Raw genomic sequence first — 19,095 nt, forward strand, 5'->3', positions numbered from 1 at the left:
CTGCCGTCGCCAGAGGGCGGAACGTTCACGTGCCGGTCGCTAACCGGCTTGTTGATTTAATCCGATCGCACGTGGGATTAGCCGTTTCGCGCAAGCGTACGGGCATTCATCTTGTCAATTACTCTCCGGCGCCCGTAGGCTCGCGCCAAACGGCTGATTAAATCAACAAGCCGTAACGCGTCGCGTTGGAGCGGATGGCGGGTGCTTGGTTACTGCCAGGCTGCGAAGGCGTCGTCGAGCAACTGCAGGGGAGAAGCGTCCGATGAAGTCTCTTCATGGTCTTCTCCACTTGATTCGGATGGCGTGGTTGCCGAACCGCTGTCCGATGTACGGACCGCTTCGGCACTCCATCGGATTCCTTGCGTTTGGTCATTCGAACTCGTCAACAACGACAAGGGGGCCGAGTCGTTTTCCGGCTCGGCAACCGATTTGGCACCTGTCCGCAGCACGTCCGAGGACGCGGCAAGCGCAGGACTGGCTGTCAACAAGACGGGGCTTTCGGGGCCGTTCCAATCACCGGCCAGTGGAGTCCATCCCGCGTTTCCGCCGGGGCCGAATGCGAAGTATTGGTCGGAGGCGCCGGGGGTGAAGGTGTCCTTCAGATGGAACAGCGAGATGTCGGGCTGATACAGACCGATCGTGTCGGTAGCGTCACCGTTCCAATCGCCCGCCAAGGGTGTCCAACCGGCGTTTCCACCGGGGCCGAACGCGAAGTAATGATCCGAGGCACCGGGCGTGAACGAATCCTTCAAGTGGAACAGCGAGATATCGGGTTGATAAAGCCCGATGGTGTCGACGCCGTCCCCGTTCCAGTCACCGACCACCGGGATCCAGCCCGCATTGCCGCCCGGGCCAAAAGCGAAATAGTAATCCGAGGCCCCGGGGGTGAAGGAATCTTTGAGGTGGAACAGCGAAATGTCGGGTTGATACAGACCGATCGTGTCGATGCCATCCCCGTTCCAGTCACCGGCCAACGGAATCCAGCCCGCGTTGCCGCCGGGGCCAAAGCTGAAGTAGTGATCCGATGCGCCCGGCGTGAACGAATCCTTCAAGTGGAACAGCGAGATATCGGGTTGATACAGCCCGATGGTGTCGACGCCGTCGCCGTTCCAGTCACCGACCACCGGGACCCAGCCCGCGTTGCCACCCGGTCCAAACGCAAAGTACTGGTCCGACGGGCCGGGGGTGAAGGATTCCTTGAGATGGAACAGTGAAATGTCGCCTTGGTAAAGTCCAATCGTATCGAGCTTGAATTCATTCGTCGTCTCCGTGCGGATGCCGGCGTCGACGTTGAGCAGCGTTTGACCGCCGCCAAAATCAAGCAGGGCGGTGGCCCCGGTCGCCGGATCGACATCGCTATCGATGGTGGTGTCGGAGCCGACTTGCAGCAACGTGAATTCTTGGCCGCTGGGCACGTTGTCGAAACGAACCTGGTAATTGCCTGAGGGTAAATTGTAGAACGAATAAAAACCGTTGCTATCGACTTGCATCGAATCGATGGCGACGGAATCTTGCAGCAACACGGCGGTGATATTCTCGACGGGCTGATCGCCTGCCTCGCGCAGACCGTCTCCATCGGCATCTGAGAAGACGCGTCCGGAAACACTTCTCAAGCTCGGATCTGGGAATTCGGTTCCGGATGGAATGACATTGGTTTGCGAAATCGCGGCCTGGGCAAATTCGGAAAACGGGACCCCGAACACGGTGCCGGTGATTGAGATCCCCAGTGTGCCAGACAAGCCGCGTGTGGGGAAATCAATGTCCGTAACCAACGTCGCAGTGAACTCACCGTTTTGGATCGGTTGACCGGCGACGGTTCCGGTCACCGTGCCGGGAAGGTGATCCGGGCCGACACTGTCGACCTGCAACGTATTGGGACTGACGCCGGCGACGATCGCCAACGGAGGCGTCGAGTTGGTCGTCTGGAACGTGGCGACGACGTTGAATCCATCGACCTGTCCACTCGCCTGGCCGGAGCTTGTCACTTCGACGTTCGTCAGACTGATGTCTTCGGGACCGTCGAGTGCGGGATCGAGTACCACCGCGTCGAACCTCAACACGGCATTGCCGGAAAGCTGAAGTCCATTTTCATTGGTGTCAACGCTGAAGGTCGTGTCGACGGGTATCAGGCCGGCAGCCAACAGTGTGCGGGCCTCTAAACGCTCAAACCGATTGCGACGACGCATGGGGAAACCTCGTTGTTCTGCATTGAGATCAAAATCCCCGATCGGCAGGTATGCCAATGAGATGGCAGACGAGACGATCGGGCAACCACTGAAATCGCATCCGAACCAGTCGCCTTATGCCCCATCAGAAACAGAGTGACGCGAATGCATGGTTATACTCACGCCGCGCACTCGATGCGAGCGACCGGAAAAAAAACAGCCATTTTGTTCGACGACGGTTCGTCCATCGAATCGCCTGATGGTCTGCCGCTGAACGCATCGGATTCCACGCTCGTCCCGTCGCAGCCGAGCTCACCAATGACTCCGGCGGCGAGGGTTGGATGTCCTGGCAGCGTCAGCCGCTCAGCTGAGCGCGTCGTATTGCTGGATGTCTTCTCGAAGGCCTTTGGAAAAGTGCCCGAACTCGCTGCTGTTGACCAGCAACTGGGCACCGAGGTCGCGCCGCTTTTGCATCTCTTCAAGCCCCATCGTCGGACCGCCAAACGCGACGCCATGTTTTTTGCAGGCCGCGGCGACCGCATCCCAAGCTTGGTCGATCGTCATTTCGCCGGATTGACGCAACCGCAGTCCCAGATCACCTGGACCGACAAAGATCATCTCGACGCCCTCGACCGCCGCAATCGACTCGACATTGTGAACACCTTCGGGCGTTTCGATTTGAACACAAAGAAAGGTTTCGCGGTTGGCCCACTGGGCGTAGTGGTCGGGGTCGTGAACATGAAAGTCGGCGTCCAGTCCGGCGTTGTCGATCCCACGGTCGCCCAGCGGAGGGAACTTGACCGCGTCGACCAACATCCTGGCTTTCTCGGCCGTTGAGACATGTGGGATCAGCAAGCCCGTCGCGCCGTCTTCCAGGTACCGATAGAGCCCCGTTTTCTCCAGCGTCGGCGGCCGCAACATGACGTCGATGTCGTACAAGTGCGAGAACGCCAGCAACGCCTGGGTTTCGTGGATCGACAACGCACGGTGTTCCAAATCCAGCCAAAGGCAATCGTACCCGGCACGCGCGGCATGACAGACATAGGCGGGGATATAGTGCCCCAGCACGCAGGTTCGGATGGCTTCTCCATTGCGGATGCGTGCCAGTGTTTTGCTTTTTCTCATCAGGGTGGGTTACCGGGCAGGAAGGATCAAACCGAAAGCCGCACGAATGTCGGCGTCCGCATTTTCGTCTTGCAACGGTGCGATCAACAATGGGGCTGCCCGGGACCGGCGTCAGTTTTTTCATCAGCTCCAATAGGACGTGGGGTGGTGGCGTCGGCGAGAAGCATGACCGTTGGCAGTTGAGGGAGAACACTCGCGATCACGCTGGCATGGGTGGGTTCGTCAAAATTATTTCAGAACGCTCAAAGGTCGCGGAGGCAGCGGGTACACTAGGACGCTTTCAAACTTGTCGATCGCGGATGGATCATGAAAGTCACACCGTTTATTCTCGTCTTGGTTATCGGTTTGTCACTTCATCAGGCCTTGCGGCCGAGGGGACTGCGGGCTGATGACATCACGCGTCGGCCGAACATTGTGTTGATGATGGCCGACGACATGGGGATGGGTGACACGAGTGCGTATCAGGATTTCACCGGCAACGGGGATGACGTCCAGGTCCACACACCACACATGGAACGGCTGGCCAGAATGGGTGTGCGGATGACCGATGCCCACACGCCTTCTTCACGGTGTTCGCCGACGCGTTACGGGTTACTGACCGGGCGATATCCGTGGCGCAATCGGTTGAAGTATTGGGTGTTGTTTGGCGCCCAAGGCGACCCGATGATCGAAGCGGATCGACCGACGATCGCATCGATGTTACGCGACCAGGGATACGCAACCGGGCTGGTCGGTAAGTGGCACGTGGGGCTGCGCTATCGCCGCAGCGACGGTTCACCGGCGGCCGAATGGAGCGACGCCGATCTGCGCCAGCCCTTGTTCACCACTCCACTGGACCACGGTTTTGATTTCGCCCGATTCACCTCGCGGTCTCATGGAACGTCGGGGCCGGATGCGGGTGCAAGAAATGCGAAGAAGCGAAACGGCCCCCGGCAAAGCGTCGGGCCGGGGCACATTCACGGTCGGACCGCGATCGCTGCGACGGCCAATGGAAAACAGCTTGCCGCCGACGGCCCGGCCGCGTATGTGTTGAGCGAGTTGGGCAGCCGTCACTCCGATCACGCCATCGAGTTTCTGGAGCAACAAACGCGACCCGGCCGAGGCTCCAGCAAGCCGTTCTTTTTGTATTACCCGTCCAATTCCAATCACGGGCCGTACACCCCGGACCATGCGATTGATGGCAAGCCGGTCGCGGGCGCTGCCCGCACGAAGTCGGGCGATCCGATGGACGCGCGGCACGATTTTATTTACGAGAACGATGTCGCGCTGGGGCGGTTGCTCGACTGGTTGGAAAAGACGGACGATCCTCGGCACGCCGGCCGCAAGATGATCGCGACCACCCTGGTGATCTTTACCAGCGACAACGGCGCGGAAAAGAACAGCGACATTGCGACCGGACCGTTTCGTTCGCACAAAGGATCGATCTATGAAGGCGGCCACCGTGTCCCCTTCATCGCCGCGTGGGCGGCGGGAGGCATTGGTGACGGTGATGTGACGACGCCCGGCCAAACCGTCCACCAACCCATCGGGCTTCAGGATCTGTATGCAACCGTCGCGGAAATCGTCGGTACCGACCTGCCAGATTTAAGCCGCGGTGAAAAAGGCGCCGAAGACAGTTTCAGCGTCCTGGCGGCACTCCGTGGAGATTCAATCGCCGATCGCCCGCCGTTGTTCTTCAACGATCACAAGGAAGCCAAGGGGGATCCGGCCGCAGTCGCCATGCGTCTTGATTCGCCCACGATCGACGGCACAACCTATGACGGGCAATGGAAGCTGTTTTTTGATGCCCGTCTGTTGCGCGCCGGACAAGCGCACCCGTACGAACTGTACGACTTGGCGGTCGACCAGTGGGAAACCAATGATCGGATTGATGATCCAACGCTTCAGCCATTGATTCATTCCATGACAGAGCAAGCGTTCTTGCATCGCAACGCCGGCGGCCATCGCATGGTGCCGATCGCGGCCACGAAGCGAGCGACGATTGACTTGCATGCCGACGGGGCGGTCGCCAGGCAGATCGACGGCAAGTCGGTCGCTGAAACGGTGGTCGACGTCGGTGGCACGCCGTTGACGATGGTGATGGAAGCCCTGGCGGGCGAACGAGCGTCCGCGGAGCCGGCATTCCGCGCCGCTGCAGTCGGCTTAGGGATCCACGGCGGCCGTCCGGGCAAAGTTGATCAGCACGAAGCCATCGTGATCAAATTCGATCGTGACGTGATCGTAGAATCCGCCGCGATCGTGGCCGGGCAAGACGGTGTCTGCGGCGGGTTTTACCGAGTCGGTGAGGGGGCACCGTTGGCGATCTACTGCGTCGATGCCGATCTGGACGCCAAAGACCAAAGTGGTTTGCTCAGCGACATCGGGGTGCTGCAGGCCGGGGCGTCGTTGCGATTGGACAGCGGCCCGCACTACGGCGTCGAAGCCGCCGGCAGCTGGAGTCTGCAACACCTCACCGTTCGATTGATCGAACACTAGCGGAAAAGGGGTCAGGCCTCTTTGTTTAGGGTCGGGCCTGGTTAAGGGTCGGGCTAATTCGAATCTGGAGGATCAAATCATGCCACGAGCGCCTCGGGCGGATGAAGCGGGCGGCTTGTACCATGCTCTCAATCGCGGCAACCTTCGCGCGGAGATCTTCCACAAGGACGCCGACTATGCCGCGTTCGAAAAGATTCTCGGTGAAGCGTTGGCGATTCACCAAGTCGAACTGTTCGCGTACCAACTAATGCCCAATCACTACCACCTTGTGGTCAGACCGTTGGTCGACGGTGAAATGAGTCGGTTCATGGGCTGGGTCGGCGGAACGCACACGATGCGTTATCACGCCCATTACCAAACCGGGGGAATGGGGCACGTTTACCAGCAGCGTTACAAGAGTTTTCCGATTCAGGACGACGACCACTTTCTGGTGGTTTGCCGATACGTCGAACGCAACGCGCTTCGAGCGGGCTTGGTCGATCGAGCAGAGCAGTGGCGCTGGGGTTCACTCTGGCGTTGGCATTTCAAGCGAGACTCGAATCCGCCGCTGCTATCGCCGTGGCCGATCTCTCGATCCTCTCGGTGGGTCGATCGCGTCAACGAAGCTCTGTCGGAGAAGGAGCTCGAGGCGGTTCGGCGCTGTGCCCAGCGTGGCGCGCCACTGGGTGATGAAGGCTGGGTTGAATCGATCGCCCGCCGTCTGAACCTGGAGTCAACCATGCGGCCGCGAGGGCGACCGAGGGTCCGATTCCCGTCTACGAAGGACGGAAAAGAGGCCTGACCCCTTTGTTGAGGAGTTCTTCTTCGTCGCCGGGGATTTCGCCTGGGGTTAGGTGGGGCGAGGCTTCGAGGTGCTCGGCGTCCATCAGGCCGGCGACGCGTTGCAGGGTCGAAAGGATTTGTAGCCGCTCCCACTCTTCCAGCGACGAGAGCGCGTCGCGAAAGCGGTCTTGAAGCAGTGAGGGTGAATCCTGCAGGACCTGTTCGCCTTTCGGTGAAATCTCGATCATGACGGAGCGTTTGTCGTTGGCGCTCGGCTTTCGCAGGATCAGCTCCCGCCGCTCCAGTCGCTGCAAAATGCCCGACACCGTCGCTTGACTGAGATGCACCGCGCGGGCGATCGCTTTGGGGGAGGCGCTGCCGAGACGCTGGGCTTCTTGCAACACGGCCAGTTGGGGGCCTGTGAACCCGTGACCGTTGACCAATTTGCGTGAATGCAGATCGACCGCCCGAATGATCTGCCTGATCGCCGCCACGATCTGGTCCTCATGAGTCAACAAATGCTTCGATCCCAAAGTGAATGAAATGAGACGCGTCTTCCACCGTCACCGCTCAATTTAGCTCAATCGGTGCCGGGGGGAAATTTCAGGCCGGTTCAGGCGTTCAGTTCGGTGGAAAAACGCGAGGTTGACGCCGCCCGGGAGCCGTCCATAGACTCTCGCCGAACACAAAACTGCTTTCAGCTCAAACCAATTTCTGTTAACCTACGCGACTCGTCCAGAGTGGCTAGACCGCAAGTCGACGATCGTTTCCCTTAGGCAAAACCATATGGCACCCGACGAATCCCTGCTCGAATGCAACTCCCAAGACGACGCGGTTGGCCCCACCGAGGTGAGGTCAGAAGATACCTGTTCTGGCGGGTGTGTTCGGGGGTTGGGAGTGTCGTGGAGGTTCGGGATGAGTTGATCGACTGGCAGCAACGGTGGCAGTCGGAAGGGGATTTTACCTCAGCTCGTCAATCAATGCTCCCGCGTGTTTAGCGTGACTGGAGATTGCCAGCCGCAATTGAGCGGCAAGATTTCCGACGAGTAGTTGGAGCGACTGAAATCGGGGCTTCAGCACTGGGTCGATGGAGACCGGAAAGGGCACTTGAGCTGGGGTGTGTTTCTGTTCGGCAAGCCATCAAGGCATGTTGATTGAGTCGATGTTCCGAAATCAGCAGACCGATAAGCCCGGCACGTTTTCAGGCACGTTCCATTTCCTTTCTCGATTGATTCTTGAGCCATACGACTACTACTCAACGCCCCACCACACCCCGTGCCGAGCAGATGCCGCGCGTGGTGATCGGTCCGCACTGTGAGATGCACCCGGTCGTTTTGCTTAGGAGTGCTGCGATCGTGTTGGCGGTCGCGTTGCTGTGTTTCGTGTGGCCGGCCAACGAGTTGCAGGATGCGTTTGTTGCCGTTGGCAAGGCGATCAGTGAAGGGCTGGTCGCCACTGCCTTGCTCGATGGCGGAGGCCTGGACGCATTGCAGGCCGCATCGATTGCGGCCGCACATCCCTTGACGTTTGTCTTGTTGCTGGCCTGTTACGGGCGAGTGACTTCGCTTCATAGAGATTCACAAATCTCTTCCTCACCACTTTCCTCCTAAGGAGACATGACGATGGAATGGTCGGATTCACTACACAAAACTTACGAAGTCAAACAGATCGATGGCGACGGCACCGTGTTGGAATCGTTTCCGGTGGATGCAAAAAGCGGCGAAGCTGCCGCCAAGCAACTGGAAAACCTGGCCGACGGGACTGAGAAGATCACCGTCTGTTTGGACGGCGCGCCGATCAACGAGATGGGTGTTGACTATTGGCTCAAACGCGTCCGACGCCGCTAGGCGAGAAGCCCGCTTTCATGGGGATGTTAGGTCAAATGAACACTCGCCGAAATCGCCGCGGCGCACGGGCACTGGGTTGCCCGATGCTTGCTGGCATGGCTGCGGCCGCGCTGTTGCTGCTGGGAAGTCCGCCGGCGACGTGGTGCTCGGTTGCGATGGCAGCCGAGCCCGAATCGGAGTCGCCGCCTGACCCGGAGTCGCCGCCTGCGTTGGCGTTTGTCGAACCCCAGTTGGGCGTCTCGCGTGAGGGTTACTTCACGCTCGAGTGGTCGGCGGTGGACGGGGCGGTGTCGTACCGCGTCCGCGACCGTGCCGACGAGATCGCGTATCAGGGCGTTGCGACAAAATCGTTTCAGTCCGGGTTGAGCGACGGGGTCTACCGGTATCGTGTCGAAGCGATCGGCGATGACGGACAGGTCCTCGCGACCTCCGAACCGGCGGTGGCGACGGTCAAGCACTGGGGCCTGTTTCCGTCGCTGGGTTTGTTTGCGATTGGGGCGGTCGTTGTTTCCGGAATCGTTTTTGTCATCCTGCGCGGCCGTTGGATCGAAAAACAGATCGCCGGCGTCGACGCTGGCGTGTCGTCGATACCAACCTCGATCGAATCGGGGGACCAGTCATGACGATCGCAGAGATGGGAACCGAAGGGATCTCGACCGTATTGATCTATTCCGAATCAGTCGACGCCGGTCGCATTCTCAGTCAAGAGGCCGGCTATGGGATGCTGCTGTTGTTCGGATTGGCGTGGATCGGTCTGGGCATTTGGTGGGGCCGCCGGGCGACGTCCTACGACGGTTTTGCCGTGGCGGGCCGTAACGTCGGATTGGCCCTCGGCACGGCGACGGCGGTGGCGACTTGGGTGACATCCAACACGACGATGTTGGCACCGCAGTTCGCGTTGCAGCTGGGCATTTGGGGTGCGTTGGCGTATTCGACGGCCAGTTTCGGATTGTTCGCGTTTGCTCCGCTGAGCGGCAGGATTCGTCGCTTGATGCCGCACGGCTACACGGCGGTCGAGTTTGTTCGGCGTCGCTATGGGCGTTTGGGCTCGGTCCCGTTTCTGATCATCTCGCTGTTCTACGCGATGACGTGGTTGATCTCGATGGCGATGGCGGGCGGCAAACTACTCAACGCACTCTCGGGCATTCCGTATGAGGTCGGGATGACGGTCGTGTTAGCGGTCTGTGTGCTGTACACGCTTTTTGGCGGCATGTACGCCGTCATCGGCACGGACTTTGTGCAAAGCATCATCATCTTGATCGGGCTGGTGGTCGTCGCGATCGCGGTGCTGCTGCATGTCGACATTGCGGACGTTCATCATCAGTTGCAAGACGATCGACCGATGCTGTTGTCGGTTCTGTTTCCGGCGGCGTTGATGGCACTGTTTAATAATATGTTGTTTGGTTTTGGAGAAATTTTTCACAGCAACGTGTGGTGGAGCCGCGCGTTTGCGATGCGCGAGGGGGTCGGGCCCATGGCGTATTTGCTGGGCGGGTTGCTGTGGTTGCCCGTTCCGATCGTCGCCGGTTTTTTGGGCTTGGCCGCGCCGGCGCTGGGGATCGGAGTCAGCCAACCCGACACGGTCGGGCCGTTGGTCGCCGCGACGTTGTTGGGCACCGGCGGCGCGTTGTTAGTGTTCGTGGTGGTGTTTTGCTCGCTGGCATCGAGCATCGACAGCTTGTTGGCTGCGACGAGCGATTTGGTCGTCAACGACATTGCCGAGCCGCTGGCGAAACGGATCACGGGCAGCCGCGCCAGCGACGCGATCAAGCGGCGTTGGTCGTTGTTCGCGATCATCGGGTTGGGGGTGGTCACCTGGTGCGCCGCTTATCCCAACGTGGGCACCCTGGCGACGGTTCTGTTTTTTGCCGGACCGATGGTCGGAAGTTGCATTTGGCCGATCATCGGCGGTCTGTATTTTCGTCGTTCCAGTCCGATCGCGGCTTGTGCGTCGATGGTGGTCGGCACGTCACTCGGGTTGGTGGCGTATTTTGCGATCGGATGGTTTGTCGCTTCATTGATCGGGGCGGCGACTTCTGGCGTGGTGTTTTTGATAGGGATGTATTTGTACCCCGATGACTTTGATTTCGGATTGTTGTCTGATTCGCCAGGAACGTCGCAAGCAGGCCGTGGCGACGACGGCGGCCCCATCGACCCCAATGGACGAGGTGTTATGGTTGGAGATATTCCTAAAGGAGGTGAAACGCGATGATGTTTCCCCTCTGGTTTCTGGAGTTGATTGTGGTGGGTGGACTCACGCTATGTGGCGTGGGTGCGGCGGCACTCATCGTGTTTTGGATCCTCGACTTTAAAGAAAAAAGAATCTGGTAGACCCGTACTGATGATGAACACGACACAAAAGCGCCGTGCGTTGACGGAGTTCGCGACCAATTCGAAAGGCCGCAAATTGGATCCCAAGGATCTGCTCGCACACACCGACATGCAAGTCGACTGGGAGACGCTGCACAAGCTTGCGGGCACGTCGATCGTCAATCCGCGGCAGTTCGATCGCGAGACCGTGGTGGCGATCGCCCAGTTGGCCGCGTTGTTGGAAACGCGGAATGTGGAGATGAAGAAGCCGCTGGACGGGAAAATCGCGATCACGGCGTTTTTCGAAGCGAGCACGCGGACGCGATTGTCGTTCGAAAGCGCGGTGCTTCGATTGGACGGAAAGGTCTTGTCGGTCCCCGACGGACAAGTCACCGGCATCGCCAAGGGCGAGTCGTTGGCCGACATCGGCGAGATGTTCAATACCTACGGAGATGTCGTCATCATGCGGCATCCCGAAACCGAAAGTGTCGAGGAGATTCAAAAGAATCTTGAGCGTCCGCTGATCAACGCCGGCAATGGAAGCGGTCATCACCCGACGCAGGCGCTGTTGGACTGGTACACGTTGCTGAAGTGGCGGCCGGAGCTGAGCGACCAGTCGTGTCCAAACGACAAGAAAATCCATTTGGGAATTGTCGGCACGCCGGGATCGATGCGTGCGGTCAAGAGTTTTCTGCGTCTGTCGCTGATGTTCGTCAACGCGGTTTCCAAAATCACGTTGGTTTCCGAAATGGCCGACCCGGTTGGGTTGGATTTGACCGAGCCGATCGAAGAGTCGCCGATTCCGATTGAGATCACCAATGATGTCCAGCAGGTCTTGCCGACACTGGATGTCGTCTATGTCAACTCGATCGCATTTCTCGGTGACAGCTACCGGAATCTGGACAGCCGGTACGCGTTGGATGCGTCGAGCAATTTGCAACCGGGTGCGGTGATCATGCATCCGCTCGCCCGCAACGAGGAACTGTCCGAGGATTTGGACGAATCGGAACACAACCTTTATTTCGCCCAAGCCGCGGGCGCCGTGTTCGTCCGTCAAGCCGTGTTGGCCGCCGTCTTGAATCGGCTGGACCGGATTTCGGAACTTTGCTAACGACACCACGATAGAGATTAATACGGAAGGCACACATGTGCGGAATCACTGGATTTTGGAATCCCGCGCGGACGAACGAGCGCGAGCTGCGTTTCACGCTGGACCAGATGTTGGACGTTTTGGACCATCGCGGCCCCGACGAACGGGGCAGCAAGTTTTTTCTCGACCAAGGTCTCGCCCTGGGGCACACCCGCCTGTCGATCATCGGCTTGGATCACGGGCACCAACCGATCGAGACCCGCGACGGTGACTACGCGGTCACGGTCAACGGGGAATTGTATGGTTACAAACGCGAGCGAACTCGGTTGGCGTGTCAGTCGCTCGCCAGCGACGGAAAGAGCGACAGCGCGATCACGCTGCCGTTGTATCTGCGGCACGGATTGTCCTTCGTGGAACGGTTGCGTGGGGAATTTGCGATCGTCTTGTACGACCATCGCGAGAAACGATTGATTCTGATCCGAGATCGATTCGGCATCAAACCGCTGTACTACGCCGTCAAGGACGATGGGATTGTGTGGGGATCGGAGGTCAAGTCGATCTTGAAGCACCCCAGCGTCGTTCCGCGACTGTGCCCCAAGGCTGCGATCCATCAGATGATGCAGGTCATGGTTCCGGGAACGACGGCATTCGAAGGTGTGCAAGCGCTTCAGCCGGGTCACATGCTGATCGTCCAACGGGTGGGCGATCGATTGGTGACCGAATCGAAGCGTTGGTGGGATCTAGAATTTCCCACGTCACACGAATCCGGTGCGGATCCGCAAGAGTATGTCCAGGGCGTCCAGGACCGCTTGATCGATGCGGTCGCGACCCGATTAGAGGCCGACGTGCCGGTGGGGTGTTACCTGTCCGGCGGTATCGACAGTTGTTCGATTTTGGGTTTGGCGACGACGCTGCAGCAATCGCCGGTCAAGGCGTTCACGATCGCCTTTGACAGCGATGAATATGACGAATCGAACATCGCCAAGTTAATGGCCGAACGCACCGGTGCGGAACAAGAGCTGTTGCGGTTGACGGAAAAGGAACTCTACGGGCCGGCGTTCGAGCGGGCGACGTGGCACGCCGAGCGGACGTTTTACAACACCTTGGCGGTGGCGAAGTGGCACATGAGCCGACGCGTCCGGGCCTGCAACTACAAAGCGGTCATCACGGGCGAAGGCTCCGATGAATTGTTCGGCGGCTATCCGTTCTTCAAACGTGATTGGCTGGGGCGCGAAAAAGGGGAAGGGGGTATTTTTGCCGGCGCGATCTTGGCCGAAGAGGACCAGTTGCATCCGGCCTGGCAAGACCTGTGCGGTTTTACGCCGTCGTGGATTCAACCCTGGATGCTGACGCTGCGCGCGGCACGTTCGCTGCTGTCGGACGAGTTGATCGATTTGTTGGAGACCTACGACCCGGTCGCCGAAGTCGCCGCGGCGATTGACCCCGCGCAAGTGCGCGGCAGACACCGTTTGGATATCTCGCAATACACTTGGAGCAAGACGATGCTCGAAGGCCAGATCCTGACCTGGGGCGGTGACCGAATGGACATGGCCAACAGCATGGAAGCCCGACCGGCGTTCCTGGACCATCATCTGGCCGAGTATGCGGTGACGATTCCGCCGGACATCCGCATTCGTGACGGCGTCGAAAAATGGGTGTTGCGCGAAGCGATGGTCAACGTGTTGCCCAGGGAGCTGTACGAACGAAAGAAGTTCGCGTTCATGGCGCCGCCGGCGCACACCGATCCGGTCAAACGAAACGCCGTGCAGGAGATGATCGATCACTGGTTGACGCCAACACGTATGAACGAGTTGGGAATTTTGAACCACGAACGTGTTGATCAGTTTATTACCCAGGCATGGCGTGAAACCGACGGCACGATTGCGCGTCGAAATGACATTCTGATGAACCACGCATTGCAGCTGCACATGTTGCAGGGACAGTACGTCGAAGGCATGCCGCTGCCGACGGTCGATTAACGATGAGAACTCCATGGACTTGAGCGTCAACCTAGAACGAATCAAAAACGACATCCACGAACTTGCCGAGATCGGTCGCTGTCGCGACGATCGTGGCATTTACCGGATGGCGTTCACCGATGCGGACATGGAGGGGAAACGCTGGCTCAAGGATCGGATCGAACACGCCGGGTTTGAGCCTCGGACTGACGGTGCCGTGAATGTTTCGGCCGAGTTGTCGGGGGCGACCGACCAGGCGAGAATCTTGGTCGGGTCGCACATTGACACGGTTCCGTGCGCCGGAGCTCTGGACGGGACACTGGGCGTCATTGTCGCCTTGGAATGCCTGCGTTGTCTTCGCGAACAGGGCGTCGTGCCCGAGCGCACGATCGAATTGATTGCGTTCAGCGACGAAGAAGGACGATTCGGCGGGATGTTCGGATCTCAGGCGGTGTGCGGCCAATTGAACCCGGATGTGTTGGCTACGCTTTCTGACTTGGACGGCGTTCTACTGGGCGACGAGCTGCGGCGGCATGGATTCGATCCCCTCGGTGCGCTCGACGCGGCTCGCGACCCCGAGACGATTGCGAGCTATTTGGAGTTGCACATCGAGCAGGGACCGGTGCTGGATCGCGGTCAGAAATCGGTGGGCATTGTCGACGAGATCACCGGATTGTTTACCTGGTCGGTCAGCCTGAAGGGCGAAGCGAATCACGCCGGAACGACTCCGATGGAGATGCGGCACGACGCTTTCATGGGCCTTGCCGACTTTGCCTCTGCCATCCCCCGGATCTTGGACGAAAACGGCAGTGCGCGAAGCCGTGCGACGATCGGCAAGGCGCAGATCTTGCCGGGTGCGGCGAACACGGTTCCGGGGATCGTCGAGTTTTCGCTAGACGTGCGGGACACCAGCCCGGAAACGCTGGCCGATCTGGGCAACGCGTTTCGCAAGGCGCTCTCGGCCATCGCCCGTCGCCGGAATTTGATGTTTGAATTCCAGCAAAAGAGTTACTTGCCGCCGGTCGCCGCCGACCCCGCGATCGTCAAACGGTTGCTCCGCCAAGCCGAGCGGTTGGAACTGACGCATCTGCAAATGCATAGCGGGGCGGCCCACGACGCGCAAATCATGGGTAGCATGGTTCCGGTTGGCATGATTTTTGTCCCCAGCAAGAATGGCCAAAGTCACTCGCCGGCCGAATGGACAGCCTGGACGGACATCGAAGCCGGGGCCAACCTGATGCTACATTCCCTGATGGATCTGGCTAACGGATGAGGCCACGTCGCCGGGCGTGAGCCTGGCAATCGGTGCGCTCCATCCAACACGCTTTCTCGGTACTGAAAAAATAGGAAACACGACGCATGAACCATGATCCCTCCCATGTCGATCCGCTCAAAGACGTTTATCACGACGCGATCGTCGATAATCCCGAGCGACAGGAATTGTTGGTCGAGGGGCACACGGCGTTGTTGTGCATCGATATCCAGTATCTCGACGCGGCGCGCGGGCACGGAGTGTTTCGCGATGCCGAAAACAGTGGCGTTCCGTTGGAGGCCCAAGAGTACTATTTCGACCGGCTGGAGCGTTTGGTGCTGCCCAATGTGAGACGGTTGCAGGATGCATTCCGGGCTCACCAATTGGAAGTGATTCACACGCGCATTCAGGCACTGACACGCGACGGCCGCGACCGCAGCAAGGGGCATCGGCGGTTGGGCTTGCTGGCCGCACCGGGATCGCGTGACGCGGACTTTTTGGAGATGGTGGCGCCGGACGAAGCGCGGGACGAGATTGTGATCAACAAGACGGCCAGCGGAGTGTTCTCGTCGACCAATCTGCATTATGTCCTGAATAACATGGGGATCGAGTCGCTGATGGTCGTCGGTGTGTACACGAACGAGTGCGTGGAAACGACTGTCCGCGACGCCTGTGACCTGGGATACTTGGTGACCGTCGTCGAAGACTGCTGCGCGACGGTGACGCCCGAGTTGCATGAAGCGTCTTTGGCGACATTGTGTGACCGCTACGCCCGCGTGGCGCGTCTGTCGGACGTGTTGAAAACGATCCGCACGGCACTGCCATCGGAAACGCCGGTGGATGCGTGACCCGCACCACTGGATCGAACCCAGTGCAGCAGAAAACGCGGTGAATTGCTGATCAAACGGAGCCGTTGTCGCCCCGACGGGGGCCGTCCGCAGCCTGGCAAGCGTGGTTCCGTTACGACACACTCGACGATCTGACCGATCGATTACAATCGGGCCTGTCAGGCATACGATGCCCTTCGATTTCGCAATTCCCCATTCGCGACCGAATCATGCATTTCCCCACCAAACAGATCGCGATCGCTGCGTTTATCGCCATCGCATTGATGCAAACGACGCGGATTGACGCGGCCACGGCACGCCCGAATCTGGTCTTCATCATCGCCGACGACTGCACCTTTCGGGACATCGGATGTTATGGCGGCCAGGCGCACACGCCCCACATCGATGGCTTGGCCGAACAGGGCATGAAGTTCACGCGTTGTTTTCAAGCCGCGCCGATGTGCTCGCCGACCCGACACAACATTTATACCGGTCTGTACCCGGTGAAATCAGGAGCCTACCCGAACCACACGTTTGCCGAGCAGGGGACGAAGAGCATCGTCCACTATCTAAAACCCTTGGGGTATCGCGTCGCGTTGTCGGGTAAGACGCACATCGGCCCCAAAGACGTTTTCCCATTCGAATACAGCGGCAAACGCAACAACCCCGACATGGAAGCGGTCGATCAATTGCTTTCCCAGTGCGGTGAGTCTTCCACTCCGTTTTGTTTGTTCGCCTGCTCCAATGAACCGCATTCGCCCTGGAACAAAGGCGACGCCTCGCGTTATCCGCCGGAGCAAGTGAAGTTGCCACCGTATCTGGCAGATACGCCTGTGATGCGGGAAAATTTCAGCCGCTACCTGGCCGAGATCACGTACTACGACAGTCAAGTCGGACAGATCTTGCAATTGATCGACAAGCACAAGATGCGTGACAACACGCTTGTGGTCGTGGTTTCCGAACAAGGCAACGCGTTCCCGTTCGCCAAGTGGACGTGCTACGGCAATGGGCTACAGTCGGCGATGATCGTTCGCTGGCCGGGGCACGTGAAAGCCGGTTCGGTGACCGATGCGATGGTGGAATACGTCGATGTGGCGCCGACGTTTATCGAGGCCGCCGGAGGGACACCCGCGGACGTCTTGGACGGTAAGAGCTTTGTGCCGGTGCTGACGGGCCAAGCCGACACGCACAAGAATTTCGCCTACGGCATCATGACAACGCGAGGCATCATCAATGGCAGCGATGCGTTCGCGATCCGCACGGTGCGGGGTTGGCGTTATCGGCTGGTTTGGAACCTGAACCACGAAACGAAATTTACCAACGCCTGCACCAAGGCAGACTACTTTCAATCCATGATCCAAGCCGCTCAAGCCGGTGATGCCCAAGCGGCGGAACTGGTCAAAAAGTATCACTACCGTCCCGAGTTCGAACTGTTCGATTGTGAAACCGATCCCTTGGAAATGAATAACATCGTCGATGATCCAAGGTACGCCAAAGTCGTCTCGCGATTGAAGGGCGAGCTGACCGATTGGATGAAATCGCAAGGTGACGAGGGAATCCAAACCGAGCACGACGCGATCCTGCATCAAGGCAGGTACAAGGGAATGTCCCGCGAAGAAGCGTATGAAGCCTATCGCCAACGGGAAGAAAAGGCAAAACAAACGGAAGGGAAACGGGCCAAGGGCAAGAAACGCAACTCGCAATAGGTCGATTGGAGCGAGCGGCGTTTGCCCATCGTCTTCATTGGTGAGAATTGAAAATGAAACAGCTTGCGATTGTGACGGCGGTTTGTTGTCTGGGTTTGGCTTGTGTTGTGAAGGCGGAGGCTGAAGCGGAGCAAGCCAACACGCCTCAGTACTTTGTGGCGCCGATCGAAACCGAGGTGCAGCGCCGAGAGATTTCGGGAAGCGCCAGTGCGTATGCGGTGGTCAACTGCAACGCGTTTGTGGTGGACTCTCAATTTGACCCAAACGCCTTTGACACTACGTCGCTGATGTCGGAATTGCGTTCGCTTGCCGCTGCGGATGCTGGCCCGCTGAAACTTGTCGTGCGATTCCACCTCGGCGTCGAAATCAAAAGGTCGACGCGAACGGAGATCAAGAACCATCTCAAGCGGCTTTGCGAATCAGCCGGCTTCCAATCGGTCAACGCCGTCGAGATGGATACATCGGCCAGTTGGGACGACTTCTACGAGCCCTTGAAAGATTGGACTGAGACCGAGTCGGTGAAGGAGTCGGTAATCACAAATCGACTGGTCAACGTCTACCCGCTTGGCACGAAGTTGTCTCGGATTGCCATTGGTGACGCCGACTGTGTGGTCGAGATCAAACCCTCCATCGATGGTCGAGAGACGGATCTGTCACCAGCACTTCAGTCAGCGATACGTCGTTCGGTTGAATCGATTGGACCAGGATTGAAGAAGGGGACGCTCCTTTTTCGAGTGAATAGTACGGCCGCCGGGCGAGAGCTGGTGGAGCAGATCTTTGATGCCCGTCGTCCGCCGATGATCCCGGAGGACATCACAGACGGTCCGCTGTTTGATTTCCTACAGTCTCAGCGAAAGCAATATCAACCTTCGCCAGCGATGAAGCTGGCGCGTGAATTGGGATTCGAAAAAATCAGCTACGTCCATTCGCCCGGGGGTGGGGCGCCGGAGAAACTGATTGGGCGTCCGGTTCCCCATTTCGAGTTGGATCGGGTCAGCGGCGATCGTCTGGAGCTGAATCGCTTTCTTGATGGACGGCCAGGTTTGGTGACATTCTGGGGCGTTGCTTGCGGACCTTGTTGCCAAGAAGCCCCACACCTCACCCGATTGCATCAAAAGTACAGCGACAGATTCGCGATCGTCGCGGTCAACGGATATGACGAGGCGTCCGACGTGGTTGCCGAGTTCGCGACGCAGAACAAACTGGAACATCCGATCGTGGTCGGCGGCGGAGAGGTCGCGTCGAAAGTCTACTTGGTTGGCGCCTATCCGACGACCTTTTTCGTTGATCGCGAAGGCACGGTGGTCGACTACAAAGTGGGATTCGATTCCGGCGAGGAACTTGAGGATCGGGTTCGTGAGTTGGTCGGTGAAGAATGAAGGTCGCTGCGGAGCAGCGAGTGGGAATCGCCTGAAGGCTAGACACCAACGTGCGCTGGTGTGCAGGCTTTAGCCGCCCGGATTCGCTGCGGAGCAGCGAGTGGGGATCGCCTGAAGGCTAGACACCAACGTGCGCTGGTGTGCAGGCTTTAGCCGCCCGGATTCGCTGCGGAGCAGCGAGTGGGAATCGCCTGAAGGC

15 protein-coding genes are annotated in these 19,095 nt (G+C 58.9%); 12 read left to right on the top strand and 3 right to left on the bottom strand.

Annotation, left to right across the window (positions count from 1 at the left end):
• Positions 1-209 precede the first annotated feature (209 nt).
• Together ABX749_RS01970 and ABX749_RS01975 are read right to left on the bottom strand one after the other, a co-directional pair.
• Positions 210-2,186 (bottom strand): SdrD B-like domain-containing protein, encoded by a 1,977-nt coding sequence (locus tag ABX749_RS01970; RefSeq protein WP_372894537.1) that lies wholly within the window; start codon positions 2,184-2,186, stop codon positions 210-212.
• A 342-nt stretch (positions 2,187-2,528) separates the two neighbouring features.
• Positions 2,529-3,290, bottom strand: coding sequence for an HpcH/HpaI aldolase/citrate lyase family protein (locus ABX749_RS01975; protein ID WP_145210717.1), 762 nt, complete (start codon positions 3,288-3,290; stop codon positions 2,529-2,531).
• A 306-nt stretch (positions 3,291-3,596) separates the two neighbouring features.
• Between ABX749_RS01975 and ABX749_RS01980 the strand changes: the two genes are divergently transcribed.
• Together ABX749_RS01980 and ABX749_RS01985 are read left to right on the top strand one after the other, a co-directional pair.
• The gene (locus tag ABX749_RS01980) at positions 3,597-5,765 is read left to right on the top strand and encodes an arylsulfatase (protein WP_372894538.1); all 2,169 of its coding nucleotides are present in this window, start codon (positions 3,597-3,599) and stop codon (positions 5,763-5,765) included.
• Between the two features lie 79 nt (positions 5,766-5,844).
• The gene (locus ABX749_RS01985; protein ID WP_372894539.1) at positions 5,845-6,546 is read left to right on the top strand and encodes a transposase; all 702 of its coding nucleotides are present in this window, start codon (positions 5,845-5,847) and stop codon (positions 6,544-6,546) included.
• Here ABX749_RS01985 and ABX749_RS01990 read toward each other — a convergent pair.
• Entirely contained in the window at positions 6,521-7,042 is a 522-nt protein-coding gene (locus ABX749_RS01990) for a MarR family winged helix-turn-helix transcriptional regulator (RefSeq protein ID WP_372894540.1), read from the bottom strand. The genes ABX749_RS01985 and ABX749_RS01990 overlap by 26 nt on opposite strands.
• A 720-nt stretch (positions 7,043-7,762) precedes the next feature.
• Between ABX749_RS01990 and ABX749_RS01995 the strand changes: the two genes are divergently transcribed.
• The 10 genes from ABX749_RS01995 (at position 7,763) to ABX749_RS02040 (ending at position 18,896) form a co-directional block, all read left to right on the top strand.
• Positions 7,763-8,137, top strand: coding sequence for a BCCT family transporter (locus ABX749_RS01995; protein ID WP_372894541.1), 375 nt, complete (start codon positions 7,763-7,765; stop codon positions 8,135-8,137).
• Positions 8,138-8,149: 12 nt separating this feature from the next.
• Positions 8,150-8,374, top strand: a complete 225-nt coding sequence (locus ABX749_RS02000) for a hypothetical protein (protein ID WP_145210705.1) — start codon at positions 8,150-8,152, stop codon at positions 8,372-8,374.
• A 35-nt stretch (positions 8,375-8,409) separates the two neighbouring features.
• Positions 8,410-8,997, top strand: a complete 588-nt coding sequence (locus ABX749_RS02005) for a hypothetical protein (RefSeq protein WP_372894542.1) — start codon at positions 8,410-8,412, stop codon at positions 8,995-8,997.
• A gap of 98 nt (positions 8,998-9,095) precedes the next feature.
• Complete coding sequence (locus tag ABX749_RS02010) at positions 9,096-10,586, top strand: sodium:solute symporter family protein (protein WP_372894547.1); 1,491 nt, start codon at positions 9,096-9,098, stop codon at positions 10,584-10,586.
• Positions 10,587-10,715: 129 nt separating this feature from the next.
• Positions 10,716-11,795, top strand: coding sequence for an aspartate carbamoyltransferase (locus ABX749_RS02015; RefSeq protein WP_372894543.1), 1,080 nt, complete (start codon positions 10,716-10,718; stop codon positions 11,793-11,795).
• A gap of 35 nt (positions 11,796-11,830) precedes the next feature.
• Positions 11,831-13,753: an asparagine synthase (glutamine-hydrolyzing) gene (gene asnB / locus ABX749_RS02020; RefSeq protein WP_145210699.1), complete on the top strand. Its 1,923-nt coding sequence runs from the start codon at positions 11,831-11,833 to the stop codon at positions 13,751-13,753.
• A gap of 19 nt (positions 13,754-13,772) precedes the next feature.
• Complete coding sequence (locus ABX749_RS02025) at positions 13,773-15,005, top strand: Zn-dependent hydrolase (protein WP_372894548.1); 1,233 nt, start codon at positions 13,773-13,775, stop codon at positions 15,003-15,005.
• 86 nt (positions 15,006-15,091) lie between these two features.
• Positions 15,092-15,832 carry a cysteine hydrolase family protein gene (locus tag ABX749_RS02030; RefSeq protein ID WP_145210696.1) on the top strand — a complete coding sequence of 247 codons (741 nt, stop codon included), beginning with the start codon at positions 15,092-15,094 and terminating at the stop codon, positions 15,830-15,832.
• Between the two features lie 209 nt (positions 15,833-16,041).
• On the top strand, positions 16,042-17,517 hold the full coding sequence (locus ABX749_RS02035; protein WP_372894544.1) for a sulfatase: 1,476 nt from the start codon (positions 16,042-16,044) through the stop codon (positions 17,515-17,517).
• Between the two features lie 53 nt (positions 17,518-17,570).
• On the top strand, positions 17,571-18,896 hold the full coding sequence (locus tag ABX749_RS02040; RefSeq protein ID WP_372894545.1) for a TlpA family protein disulfide reductase: 1,326 nt from the start codon (positions 17,571-17,573) through the stop codon (positions 18,894-18,896).
• Positions 18,897-19,095: the final 199 nt, after the last annotated feature.

This window comes from Stieleria sp. (assembly GCF_041595215.1).
GTDB lineage: Bacteria > Planctomycetota > Planctomycetia > Pirellulales > Pirellulaceae > Stieleria > Stieleria magnilauensis.